Genomic DNA, 13,341 nt, shown 5'->3' with positions numbered 1-13,341 from the left:
GATTCAAAAAAAGACCAATCCGAAGATTAGTCTTTTTTTATTGTGGATAAAGCTGTAATGATTATGCCATTACCTAGTTTCGCTATAATTTTTTGCAGCTTTAACAAAACTGTTAAACAATGGATGACCACCACGCGGTGAGCTGGTGAATTCAGGGTGGAACTGAACCGCGATAAACCATGGATGATCAGCAACCTCAACCGACTCAACCAAATGTTGCTTAGCAGAATACCCTGATATGGTCATGCCTGCTTGCTCTAATGGTTCGATATAACGATTGTTCATCTCATAACGATGGCGATGACGCTCAGTGATATTGCTTGCGCCATAGATTTGGCTCAGCTTGCTACCAGCAACCAGTTCAGCTTGCTGAGCACCCAAACGCATAGTGCCACCAAGATCTGAATCATCACTACGAATCTGTAGCTCGCCGCGCTCATCTAACCACTCAGTAATCAGACCAATGATAGGCTCAGCGGTCTTGCGATCAAACTCAGAAGAATTGGCATTAATTTTGAGTACATTACGCGCATACTCAATTACAGCTAGTTGCATACCAAGGCAGATACCTAGATAAGGCACGTTGTTTTCACGAGCATAAGTGATGGCTTTTATCTTACCATTGGTACCGCGCTCTCCAAAACCACCTGGTACCAAGATGGCATCAGCATTATTTAGCTGCGCCAATAAACTGTCATCACCTTCTAAACGCTCAGCATCGATATAATCAATCTTAACGTCTGCTTTATGCGTAATACCTGCGTGTAGCAACGCCTCATTAATAGACTTATAGGCATCAGGCAATTCGACATATTTGCCAACCATCGCTACGGTAACCGTTGATTCAGGATTGAGCTGGGCTTCAACCACTTTGTCCCAATCGCTTAAATCTGCTTCAGGTACATCAAGACCGAAACGCTCGCAGATTAGATCATCAAGATCTTGCTCATGAAGGGTACGCGGTATTTGATAGATGCTTTGCGCATCTTCACACATGATGACTGCACGTTCTTCAACGTTAGTAAACAATGCAATCTTACGGCGATTATCTTGCGAGATATGATGGTCAGAGCGACATATTAAAATATCAGGCTGCAAGCCAATAGAACGCAGTTCTTTCACTGAATGCTGAGTAGGCTTAGTTTTGGTCTCGCCGGCACTGGCAATATAAGGTACTAGTGTCAAATGCATCAACATGGCTCTATTGCGACCAAGCTCTACTTGCATTTGGCGTACGGCTTCCATAAAAGGTAGTGACTCGATGTCACCGACCGTCCCGCCAATCTCAATAATGGCGATATCATAGCCCACACCACTGGCTAAGATTTTACTCTTAATCTCATCAGTGATATGTGGAATAACCTGTACCGTACCACCTAGATACTCACCGCGGCGCTCTTTATTCAGGACATTCTGATAGATGCGACCACTAGTAAAGTTGTTACTTTTACTCATCTTGGAATGCCGTAAAAAACGCTCATAATAACCCAAATCTAAATCCGTCTCCGCCCCATCTTCAGTGACGAACACCTCGCCATGCTGGAACGGACTCATCGTACCTGGATCAACGTTAATATACGGATCCATCTTGGTCATCGTTACACTCACGCCGCGCGCTTCGAGTATCGCAGCAAGGGAAGCTGCGGTAATACCTTTCCCTAGTGAGGACACTACCCCACCGGTCACAAATATAAACTTGGTCATAGTACTCTATCGGTAATTGGTAAAAGAGGATTTTACTAAAAATGCGCCATAAAATATAGGGCAAAAGCTTAAAGACTTTTAAACTATTAGATTTTGCTGGTTGTTTCCCTATTAATGTTGGCACAATGAAAAAAACCCACCCCGAAGGATGAGTCTTTTAGCATGCTAGCTATGCAATGTTTTGATCTAGAATTTATATTCTAGACCGCCACCGATAGCAAGTACATCGGCATCGCCACGAGCTTGAACTAGATCAGTAGTATCATCATCATTGTTTCTAACAACGAGAAGACCATTTTCCAAATCAGCAGAGTTTTTGCCAACATAGGCATGCGCAATAATGTTGTCTTTAAACATGTATTTGCCACCTAATACGATTTGATCTGAATCATTGCCACTAAGGCCACCTAAGTTATCCGTCTTATCATATTGGAGATAGACAGAGGCTGGACGAGCGAAGTTGGTTAAACCCATTTCAGCACTTACGACTAGACCCTTCTCTTCATCATCATAACCATCAAAGTCTACTTGTTGATACAAAGCGCCTAAAGTAACAGGAGCAGCAACGTATTTACTGAGATCGACACTAGCACTGCCACGAAGCATTTCACCATTAGTACTCATGTCTTTGTCATAAGCAACACCAGCAGTAAAGCCCGTACCTGGATCGAACATTAATGAAGCACCAAAGCCACTATCGCGATCATCGTTATCAGTTACAAAAGCTTCATCAGCACTGTACTGTAGCGCAAGCTCTAATGGTAAGCCGTTATACTTAGGCGCAATCCACACGATTGAATTATTGATACGTTCACCATCAGTCAAGGTTAGCGCTTCACTAAGTGTGCCTCCATCACTAAGAGAGCTTGAGCCAATATTATCCCAATAACCTTCATTGACGGTTACGTTGTTAATATAATCAGAAACTGAATAATTGCGACCGAAGCGAAATTGCCCATAGTCTTTATTCTTTAAACCAAGATATGTGTCACGGCTTTTAAAACCAATGTTACTACTACCACTATCATCAATTTTGATACCGTATTCTAATTGATAAATGACATCAGTATTGGCCGTTATCGCCTCAGACCCTTTAAATCCTAGGCGTGAAGAATGCGAGCTGACTTGTACTGAACTGTTATCTTCATTGACATTGATAGCGTCGTTGGGAATATCCATAGACTGGCGATTAAGTTCAGCATCGACATAATTAGTGGTCACGAATGCTTTGCCGTAAACGGTTGGTGCGGCCTGAACGGTAGAAACTGATAGCATTGCAATTGCTGAGGCTACAAGTAGTTTTTTCAAAGGTTATCTCCACTATACGATTTGAGTGATAAATTTTCTAAAATTGACTGGGATATATAATGGTATCGTTACAGCCATACTATATAACGAGCTATTGAAACTGTTCAGACACTAAGGTAGCAAATTTATATTACCGTAAGATGAAAAAATCCAAATTTACACAACTGTAATTATTGAGATAACTGCCATACGGGTCTAGAACTTCCTGTTTTTATCACAAAAAAACCCACCCCGAAGGATGAGTTTTTTAGATTCAAGTTCTAATGTTTAAATTAGAATTTGTATTCTAGACCACCACCGATAGCGAATACATCAAGATCAGTACCGCTATCGTTGTCTTCAGCTGAGTTGTTACCAACATAAGCATGGGCAATCATGTTGTCTTTATACATGTATTTACCACCTAGAACAACTTGATCTGAGTCGCGGTTATCAACACCAGCTAGATTCTTAGTACCGTTGTATTGTAGATATACAGCTGCTGGGCGGGCAAAGTTGGCTAAGCCCATTTCAGCGCTTACAACTAAGCCTTTTTCATCTTCAGTACCGCCATCGAAATCAGCTACTTGATACATTGCACCTAAAGTAACTGGCGCTGCCATGTATTTACCTAAATCAACAGTTGCACTACCGCGTAGAAGATCACCAGCTTGGCTCATGTCTTTTTCATAAGCAACACCAGCAGTGAAGCCAGTACCCTGGTCAAACATCAATGAAGCACCATAGCCACTGTCACGGTCATCTGAGTCAGATACAAACGATTCGTCAGCACCATACTGTAGAGCAAGCTCTAATGGTAGGTTGTTATATTTTGGTGCTTTCCATACTATTGAGTTGTTAACACGGCGACCATCAGCCATGGTTACAGCATCAAGGACATCGCCTTCCATATCAAGATTACTAACACCTAGGTTGTCCCAGAAGCCTTCAGTAACGGTTACATTATTGATGTAATCAGTAACTGAATAGTTACGACCGAAACGGAACTGACCGTAGTTTTTGTTATCTAGACCAAGATAAGTATCACGGCTTCTAAAACCAATGTTTTCACTACCACTGTCATCGATAGCAATGCCATACTCTAACTGATAAATTACGTCAGTATTAGCCGTCATTGCTTCAGAGCCTTTAAAGCCCAAACGTGAAATATTTGAGTTGACTTGCACAGAATCATTATCTACGTCATTTACTGTACCAGTGCGCTCAGCGTTTACATAGTCGGCAGTAACGAATGCTTTACCATATACAGTTGGTGCGGCTTGCGCTGCAGATACAGATAGGGCAGCAACTGCTGTAGCTAAAAGTAGTTTTTTCATGGGGGTATCTCCACTTTACAATTTTAGTAATAAGCTAGCTATTATTAGCTGGTGCTCATAATGGTATCGTCACAAATCCTCAAAGATATAATGTGTAACTGGCTACCGAGATTAGTCAGGAACAAGTGTGGCGAATTTCTATTACCGTAAGATAAAAAAACCATGACTTACATGAATGGGACCGAAAAAGTAACTACCATGTAAACTTAGGTCTTTATTGCTCTAGTGTGTAACATCCGTTACCAAACTCATACTTCGAGTACAAGCATAACAACTTTGACATAATTTGCAACATCTTTTTTAGCGTTTAATTACAGATTTTAAAAAAAATCAAAGTGAGATTAAATACGACAAATATTCATTAATCTAAATTTAAAAGCATAAAAAACGCCACTAGCCGTTGAAACGACTAGTGGCGCTACTTATGAAGATAATTAGTAAAACTACTTACTCAGAGCTAATTATTGAGGCTCACTAGCTAAAGAAACCTAAATAAATATTTTTAAATTAAGCGTATTTTGATAAATATTGTTTCATTATTGAAGCAATAAAGCTTCATTTCTCTATTTAGTTGAGTTATGCGCCAGCTTTTAGGTCAAGACGTGCTTGATGCAATAATGGCTCAGTATAGCCATTAGGCTGCTCACAACCTTTGAATACCAAGTCACATGCTGCCTTGAATGCGTACGAATGTTCAAAGTCAGTAGCCATCGGCTGATAATCAGCATCGCCAGCATTTTGCTCATCGACGACTTTTGCCATACGCTTCATCGCATCCATCACCTGTTGCTCACTGACTACGTTATGGTGTAACCAGTTGGCGATATGTTGACTTGAGATACGTAGAGTCGCGCGGTCTTCCATTAGGCCGACATCATTAATATCCGGTACTTTAGAGCAGCCAACACCTTGGTTTACCCAGCGTACAACGTAGCCTAAGATGCCCTGAGCGTTATTCTCAAGCTCTTGCTGCTTTTCTTCGTCTGTCCAGTTGGTGTCTTTGGCTAATGGAATGGTCAAAATATCATCTAAACTTGCACGTTTGCGTGACTTTAGACTGTCTTGGACATCAGCGACGTTCACTTGATGATAATGCATACTGTGTAAGGTTGCGCCTGTCGGTGATGGTACCCATGCTGTATTGGCGCCCGCTTGTGGATGAGCTGCCTTAGTGTCCATCATCTCTTTCATCTCATCAGGCTTTGCCCACATACCTTTACCGATTTGAGCATGACCTTGTAGACCAGTCTCTAGACCGATATCAACGTTCCATTGCTCATATGCAGGTTGCCATGCTTGTGACTTCATATCACCTTTACGCACGAATGGTCCTGCATTCATACTGGTATGCATCTCATCACCAGTACGATCTAAGAAGCCTGTATTAATAAAGATAACGCGCTCTTTAGCTTGACGAATGGCTTCTTTGAGGTTGACCGTCATACGGCGCTCCTCATCCATGATACCGATTTTGAGAGTGTTACGCTCTAAGCCTAATAAGTCTTCTGAAGCATTGAATAAGTCATTAGCAAACTTCACTTCTTCAGGACCATGCATTTTTGGCTTGACGATATACATTGAGCCCTTGCGGGAGTTTGATAGCTCGTTCCTACCTTTGATGTCGTTTAAGGATAGTAACGGCGTAATTAAGCCATCCATTAATCCTTCAAAAATTTCTTCTTGACCATTGCCCAAATCGACCAAGATTGCAGGATTTTGCATCAAGTGACCGACATTACGGATTAATAATAATGAGCGACCTGGCAATATAAGCTTACCGCCTTCTGGTGTGGTGTATTCACGATCTGGGTTTTGTTTCCGAGTACGGGTCTTGCCACCTTTTTCAAAAGTCTCTTGCAAGTCGCCATTCATAAGACCGAGCCAATTGCGATAGACCTCGACTTTTTCTTCTGCATCTACGGCAGCGATAGAGTCTTCACAATCTTGAATAGCGGTAATCGCTGACTCAAGCAATACATCTTTGATATTGGCTGGATCATCTTTACCAACTGGATTATTAGCATCGATTTGGATTTCAGCATGTAAATTATTATTCTTTAACAAAATACCAGTAGGACTGTCTACCTCGCCAACATAACCGACAAACTTAGCTGGATCTTGCAGCTGCGTGCTGCTATCACCTTGAGCAATCTCAAGCTTACCATCCACTACTTTAAAGCCAGTAACATCATTATATGAGCCTGATGCTAGCGCAAAGCTATCATCTAGGAACTGCTTGGCATAGGCGACGACAGCAGCGCCGCGAGTAGGATTATAACCACCTGTCGCTTCTTGACCATTCTCATCGCTAATGACATCAGTACCATATAAGGCATCATACAGGCTGCCCCAGCGTGCGTTAGTAGCATTGAGCGCATAGCGAGCATTTCGTACGGGTACTACCAACTGTGGCCCTGCGATATGAGCAATCTCGTCATCAACGTTCTCTGTACTTACTTTAAAATCATCGCCTTCTGGTAATAGGTAACCAATCTCTTGTAAGAATGCCTTATAGGCAGGATAATCAATTTCGCCATCTTTGGCAGGGTTATCTAAATGCCATTGATCAATCTGACCTTGGATTTTGTCACGTTTGGCTAGCAGGGTTTTGTTACGCGGAATAAACTCCTTGACCACCTTTTCAAAACCTGACCAATAACTATCCGAATCAACGCCAACTTTAGGTAGCACTTCATTTTCAATAAAGTCATACATCTGCTGGTCAATTGCAAGAATGCCTTTCTGGATACGATTAGGGTGAGAAGTCTGGCTCATAGTGGTGTCCTTATCTGTTCGTGATGGAAGTCAATAATGATTTATTATAGTAACTGGTGAAATTGAGATATGTTTAGCACTTTGCATTCAGTCTAAATGTGAATACGATGTTAAGCGAAGTTGATAAAGCCGAATACAACCCACCTTAACTAGCAATCTAGTAATTTTTCAATAGTTAAGATGAGGTTATCTATATAGTGGCTATATTATCTTTTGTTTCAAAATATCATTAATCGTTAGTATGCTGACGTGCATCTGGTAGAGAGCTACACGTCTATAGCCTGTCAGCTAACAATTAATAGTAAGACAAAATGACTTAGAAGCAAAATATCATCCTACTATCAAATAATAAAATAAACAACAAAAAGGCATTTAGTAAATAAATAACGGGGTTGTATAAAAATGATACTGTATAAGGCACAAGCCCTAAGCATCATAACTAATGTTAGTTGAAGAGATGACTTGAGGGTAAGTATAAACTGTAAGTAATCATTACAGAGTGAAGCAATGCTTAAATGTTATATATCTTGGTAGCCTTCAACTGTTTATAGTATTCTGTGATTATTCATCTCGTAACAGCCTACTGTTATACTACTCACTACTTATAACAATGAGCTAAACCGCCTACTTTTGTATTTTTTAGCCGCTTTCACTGACCACTACTTCCTTTTAATACAGATATATCAGACTATGAATAATCATAATATAAGCCATAAGCCAGCAGTAGAGAATTTAATAGACAATCTATCAAACAGCATAAAAGATAATGACTTGCAGAATGAAGACAGTACCGATATCACACAATTGCGAGCACCTATAAAGGTAGACCTTTCCCCTATCTATGCGTTCTTAGGTAGTCGAACTACACAAGCTTGGGTAGATGCTGCTATTGCGAACTTGCCATTGATTATTCAAGACCATGCCAACTGCGAAAAAAAAGCAGCGGGCACTGCGATGAATCTAATATTCCGTTATGAGTTTTCTTACGACTTACAGCGTAAGTTAGCCCAACTGATACGTGAGGAAATGCTGCACTACGAGCAAGTGCTGGGTATCATGAATGATCGCGGTCAAGACTGGAAATATCTAAGTGCAGGTCGTTATGCCAAGGGCATGCTAAAACACAAACGCACCTACGAGCCAGCAGCGATGGTAGATGTCTTGATAATTGGAGCATTTATTGAAGCACGTTCATGCGAACGCTTTGCCGCACTTGCTGAGGTAATCGATGATAAACGCTTGGCAAAATACTATCGATACTTGCTCAAGTCAGAAAGCCGCCATTTTGAGGATTATTTGGCACTGGCGCAATCATTGTCTGACGATAATATTGATGAACGAGTCGCCTTCTTTAAAGAAGTGGAAGCAGAATTAATATCTAATCCAGATACTGAGCTACGTTTTCATAGCGGTACACCTGCTTAGAAACAATCCTTAAAATGCCAGCTGGTGCAAATAGGAAAAGATGTTGTAGCAGATTGGAGTGTTTGGCTCGATCAGTTACAACATTTTCTTAATTGTGCCTATCAAATTATATTTGCCTTATATAAAGGTACTTAATATATAAAGGTATTCAGTTATTTATCATCTTCCATTAGTGGGCTGTCATACTGCTTACTACCTTTAGCAACATTATGCGGATCATGATCGGCACTTTTGCGCTCAGCAGCAGCAGGATTCACTTTTTGCAAAGCATCATCGAGGACGATGCCATTATTATCGTCTGCATCCTTTAACTCATACTCTTTGTCTACTTCACGTTCTTTATCCAGTTCATGTCCTTCATTAATATTGCTATCTTTTGAGATACTCATTAGCGTTCCTTATTACGATAATTACCAGACAAATCAAATAAAAACCATTTTATACAAGATGAATGAAGAGAATAGACAACTGCTATCCCCACCATCTTTAAACTTTAATCTTTTTCATCCGGATTTAAAGTACGTGTTTGTGCATTATCAATATTGGCATATCGATTCATATCAGTAATACCTTCACTTTTAGGTGCTTCACTACGGACAGTATCTTCGTTAATATTTTCGTCAAAAGCATTGCCTTCTTGGTCACGGCGGTCAGGCTGACGTGCTGGATTGTCACCGTCATTAACATGCTCAGAACCGACTATCCCTTCTTCAAAGGTATCAGTACCCTTATTAACAGTAGTATTGGTTTCGACTTCATGACGACTATCGTGAAATTCCTCTTCGCGAGTCATTGCTGTTTTTTCTGCTAACGATTTGCTATCAACATCATTATTATCTAAGCTACTATCCATAATAGAAGTCTTTGTGAGCGCGGGATCTTTAGTTTCCATTAGATTGTCCTTGTTGCCGTATATTATTTAAAGTGTCTTGTTTAGGGTGTTTTGACGTTTGTTATAGCACCACCATCAAAAGCTATTCATTGCCTTTTTGACTAAGATCGTAGGCATTTAAATCGCCAACATTTTTACCACCTGCTGGCAAATCTTCTTCTTTACGTGGATCAGAATATATCTCATCAGTCTCTTGAGAGTCTTCTATCGGTCCGTCTATTTCTGGCTCGTGCTTACGCCCCGCATAGCTCCCTTTAGGGTTTGGTCGATGCGATACTGTCGGATCATTGACCGAAAGCTTTTTATCGTGTCGTTCACGACTGATATCTTTGTCATCCATGTCTTTATTGTTAGTGTCTTTGTAGGTTGTCATAGCGTCTCCCTCGCTGGTATTGCCCAATTTAATTACTTACCTATTTATCAGTACGGACTTCTTCGTCAATAAAAGGTGTCGCCTGCTCTTTAGTCAACTCTTCTGGCATGTTGACTTGCTTATTTTCTTTTAGATTATTTTCAATTTGTTCAACATCGGCATTTTCTGCTGCTTGTTTAATATCTGAAGTATCATTTTTGCTAGTACTCATTAGAAAGCCTCTACTCTTATTGATGTTTATAAATGATTTTTTATCTGCTAATTTGAAATGAATCTTACTTATACTAGTATCAATTATAGGTAGATGATGAGCTTCTTCACTAGTGTACTGCAGTATCAATATGTGAATAAATGTGATGTTAAAGGACAGTTTGTAACCCATTATATTAAGCTGGCAGGTTATCGAGAGCATGACATTCCTGTATTTTCTTGCATCGTTTAGCATAACTCAAGACACGCTGTAGCAAAATTTGCTACCATGTATTTTTAGATTTTAAGACTTACGGTTTATTATTTAGGTAATCAGATTATGGCCAAAAATGCCCTACAAGCTCAACTCTTAAAAGCGGGATTGGTTGATAGCAAAAAAGCCAAGCAATTAAGTAAACAGTCTCAGCATGCCAAACGTACTGGCGATCCATCAACTGTTGAAGCTAAAAAAGCTCTAGCAGAAGCCCAAGCCAAAAAAGTAGAAAAGGATCAAAAGCTTAATCAGGAAAAACAGCAAATCTTAGAACAGAAAATGTTAAATGCTAATATCATCCAAATGATTAAACAACATCAGATTAAAGATATACAGGGTGATGTAAGCTACCAGTTTGTTGATCAATCTAAAGTGAAAAAAATTCATATTACTCAAAAACTATATGACCAAATAGTGGCTGGTCATGTGGTTATTGCACGATTGGAAGAGGGTTATGCTCTACTTCCTCGTCCCTTAGCAGATCGTATCGATGCTAAATTAGAAGGGTTTATGGTGGTATCTAACGATAAATCAGATGTTGAGCTAGCAGATGACGACCCTTATGCAGCCTATGTGATTCCAGACGATCTGATGTGGTAGTCATTAAACTAAAGAACCCTTCATAGAATTAAGTAATCTACGAAGGGTTTTTTAGTATTGAGCTTTTACTAAATGAGCTTTTACTAAATATGTTGCTCTATATCCAGTTCAAAATAAAGGATATGCTAATCGATGACAGCCTCTAAGATTATTGTTAACTTTTTTCACCGACATGATTGATAGTTTTCAATAAATGCTCTTGTGCAATATGTAGTGGTTCGTCCGCTACTGGCTGAACCTGCTGCCAACGTCCATCGCCATCAAGCGTCCATGCTTGAACGTTATCTTGTAGATAGTTCTGCAAGCCGTCTTGATAAATTTGTGCAAATATCTTTTTATCTTCAATGGGAAATGCGACTTCGACCCGATGGAACAAGTTTCTATCCATCCAGTCAGCACTTCCACAATACATACGTTCGTTGCCATCGTTATAGAAGTAATAGATGCGGGTGTGTTCTAAGAAGCGGCCAATGACTGAGCGCACGGTGATATTCTCAGACAATCCCTGTACTTGCGGACGCAGACAACACATCGAGCGCAGGATTAGCTCAATTTTAACGCCTGCTTGCGACGCATCATATAGCCTATCAATCAGTCGACGTTCAGTCAGAGCATTGGCTTTAATGATAATACGCGCACGTTTACCAGCTCTAGCATGTGCAATCTCAGCATCGATAAAGCTCATTAGCTTTTCATGTAAGGTAAATGGCGCATGCAGTAGCTTTTTGAGATTGGCAGGTTTGCCCATACCAGTGAGCTCTTGGAAGATTTTATGCACGTCCTCTGAGATGTCAGGGTCAGCAGTAAATAAGCCATAGTCAGTATAGACCTTGGCATTAGCTGCATGATAGTTACCCGTACCTAAGTGTACATAACGGTGAATTTTTTCATCCTCACGGCGAATAATAAGCATGAGCTTGGCATGAGTCTTATAGCCAACGATACCGTAAACCACGACCGCACCTGCTTCTTGTAGATAGTTAGCAACCGCAATATTGGATGCTTCGTCGAAGCGTGCGCGTAGCTCAATGATAGCGGTGACTTCTTTGCCATTACGAGCAGCGGCGGCCAGCGCTTGTACAATTTCTGAATTGGTGCCTGAGCGGTATAAGGTTTGTTTGATTGCTAAGACTTTTGGATCACTGGCGGCTTGCCATAATAAATTGATAACAGGTGAGAACGCATGAAAAGGATGATGTACCAGCACATCCCCTTTGCGCATAGCAGCAAACATACTGGTGCTTTTGTCGAGCTTATCGGCTTCACGGCGGAACGGTTTGGGTACAATGTGGGTAAATGGTTCATAACGTAGCGCTGGAATATTAAAATCAAATAGCAACCGTGTTAAGTTTACTGGTCCATTGACACGATATAACTGATTGTCATGTAGCTCGAATTCATCGAGCAAATAGTCACTGATAGGGGTTGGGCAATCAGTCGTGACCTCTAAACGAACCTTATCACCAAAACGACGGTTTTCAAGCTCACCTTCAAGGGCCTTGGCAATATCCTCGACATCATCTGCCAAGTCCAAATCCGCATTACGTGTCAACCTGAATTGATGACAGCCTGTTACATTCATGCCAGGGAACAGCTCGCCGATATGCTCATGAATGATAGCAGAGAGCATGACATGATGCTCTTTACCACCAGTCAGCTCATCAGGCAAACGAATAACGCGAGGTAAACTACGCGGCGCTGGCACAATGGCGAGATTAATATCGCGACCAAAGGCATCTTTGCCTTCTAACGTAGCGATAAAGTTAAGGCTTTTATTCACTAAGCGCGGAAACGGGTGCGCAGGATCAATACTAATCGGCGTCAATACTGGCGATACTTGCTCAGTAAAATAACGTTTCATCCATGCTGATTGCTCGGCATTGAGCTCATCGCGTTTTAAATAACGGATATCTTCTTTCGCGAGGGCTGGTAGGATGTCTTCGTTGAGAATACGATATTGTTCATCAATAGCATCGTGCGTTACTGTGGATATCTCGTTGAGAACTTCACTTGGGCGCATACCATGAGCACTGGTAGAGACATCACCAATATTTAGCTTTTGCATAATACCAGCAACACGAATCTCAAAGAATTCATCGATATTGGACGAAAAAATAATTAAAAAGAATAAGCGCTCGAGTAACGGATGACGCGGGCTTGCTGCTTGCGCTAATACCCGCAGATGAAACTGCAATAAAGACAAGTCGCGGTTGATATAACTGCTGGGTGAGTAGCTGCCATCTTCTGAGCGTTGCCACGCAATTTGGGTCAAGTTATCATTTACTATATAAGTTTCTGCATTTTTGAAAGCGCTATCAATTTGAGTGTTCTGCTCGTGGTTGCTCTCATTACGATTGTTAGCACTGTGGTTGCTAGCATTGTCACTGCTATTATTAACATCACTGACTTTAGTATTGTTGACTTCAGTATCACTGTTTTGATTCGTTTTAGCCTGTGTCATGCAACCACTCCTTATTATAATCCA

General features: G+C 40.8%; 11 protein-coding genes. 2 read left to right on the top strand and 9 right to left on the bottom strand.

Annotation, left to right across the window (positions count from 1 at the left end; genetic code table 11):
* Positions 1–69 precede the first annotated feature (69 nt).
* The 4 genes from pyrG to AAEY87_RS07900 form a co-directional block, all read right to left on the bottom strand.
* Positions 70–1,704 (bottom strand): CTP synthase, encoded by a 1,635-nt coding sequence (gene pyrG, locus AAEY87_RS07915; RefSeq protein WP_350656693.1) that lies wholly within the window; start codon positions 1,702–1,704, stop codon positions 70–72.
* A 186-nt stretch (positions 1,705–1,890) separates the two neighbouring features.
* A complete protein-coding gene (locus AAEY87_RS07910; RefSeq protein WP_350656692.1) occupies positions 1,891–3,012 on the bottom strand; it encodes a porin in 1,122 nt (373 codons plus the stop codon).
* 272 nt (positions 3,013–3,284) lie between these two features.
* Positions 3,285–4,328, bottom strand: coding sequence for a porin (locus tag AAEY87_RS07905; protein WP_350656691.1), 1,044 nt, complete (start codon positions 4,326–4,328; stop codon positions 3,285–3,287).
* Positions 4,329–4,904: 576 nt separating this feature from the next.
* Positions 4,905–7,103 (bottom strand): malate synthase G, encoded by a 2,199-nt coding sequence (locus tag AAEY87_RS07900; protein WP_350656690.1) that lies wholly within the window; start codon positions 7,101–7,103, stop codon positions 4,905–4,907.
* 690 nt (positions 7,104–7,793) lie between these two features.
* Between AAEY87_RS07900 and AAEY87_RS07895 the strand changes: the two genes are divergently transcribed.
* A complete protein-coding gene (locus tag AAEY87_RS07895) occupies positions 7,794–8,528 on the top strand; it encodes a MiaE family protein (protein ID WP_350656689.1) in 735 nt (244 codons plus the stop codon).
* A gap of 152 nt (positions 8,529–8,680) precedes the next feature.
* Here AAEY87_RS07895 and AAEY87_RS07890 read toward each other — a convergent pair whose 3' ends face one another.
* The 4 genes from AAEY87_RS07890 to AAEY87_RS07875 form a co-directional block, all read right to left on the bottom strand.
* Positions 8,681–8,917, bottom strand: coding sequence for a hypothetical protein (locus AAEY87_RS07890; RefSeq protein ID WP_350656688.1), 237 nt, complete (start codon positions 8,915–8,917; stop codon positions 8,681–8,683).
* A 104-nt stretch (positions 8,918–9,021) separates the two neighbouring features.
* On the bottom strand, positions 9,022–9,420 hold the full coding sequence (locus AAEY87_RS07885; RefSeq protein ID WP_350656687.1) for a hypothetical protein: 399 nt from the start codon (positions 9,418–9,420) through the stop codon (positions 9,022–9,024).
* Positions 9,421–9,502: 82 nt separating this feature from the next.
* Positions 9,503–9,793 carry a hypothetical protein gene (locus AAEY87_RS07880; RefSeq protein WP_068036880.1) on the bottom strand — a complete coding sequence of 97 codons (291 nt, stop codon included), beginning with the start codon at positions 9,791–9,793 and terminating at the stop codon, positions 9,503–9,505.
* A 40-nt stretch (positions 9,794–9,833) separates the two neighbouring features.
* The gene (locus AAEY87_RS07875; RefSeq protein ID WP_350656686.1) at positions 9,834–10,004 is read right to left on the bottom strand and encodes a hypothetical protein; all 171 of its coding nucleotides are present in this window, start codon (positions 10,002–10,004) and stop codon (positions 9,834–9,836) included.
* A gap of 318 nt (positions 10,005–10,322) precedes the next feature.
* On the opposite strand from AAEY87_RS07875, the gene AAEY87_RS07870 reads away from it, so the two are divergent.
* Positions 10,323–10,856, top strand: coding sequence for a DUF2058 domain-containing protein (locus AAEY87_RS07870; RefSeq protein ID WP_068036882.1), 534 nt, complete (start codon positions 10,323–10,325; stop codon positions 10,854–10,856).
* 154 nt (positions 10,857–11,010) lie between these two features.
* On the opposite strand, the gene ppk1 is transcribed toward AAEY87_RS07870, so the two are convergent.
* A complete protein-coding gene (ppk1, locus tag AAEY87_RS07865) occupies positions 11,011–13,317 on the bottom strand; it encodes a polyphosphate kinase 1 (protein ID WP_350656685.1) in 2,307 nt (768 codons plus the stop codon).
* Between the last annotated feature and the right edge of the window lie 24 nt (positions 13,318–13,341).

This window comes from Psychrobacter sp. S1-30-MNA-CIBAN-0213 (assembly GCF_040309845.1).
Classification (GTDB): Bacteria; Pseudomonadota; Gammaproteobacteria; order Pseudomonadales; family Moraxellaceae; genus Psychrobacter.
Note: the sequence above shows the minus strand (reverse complement) of the source record. Positions and strands in the feature narration are given on the sequence as shown.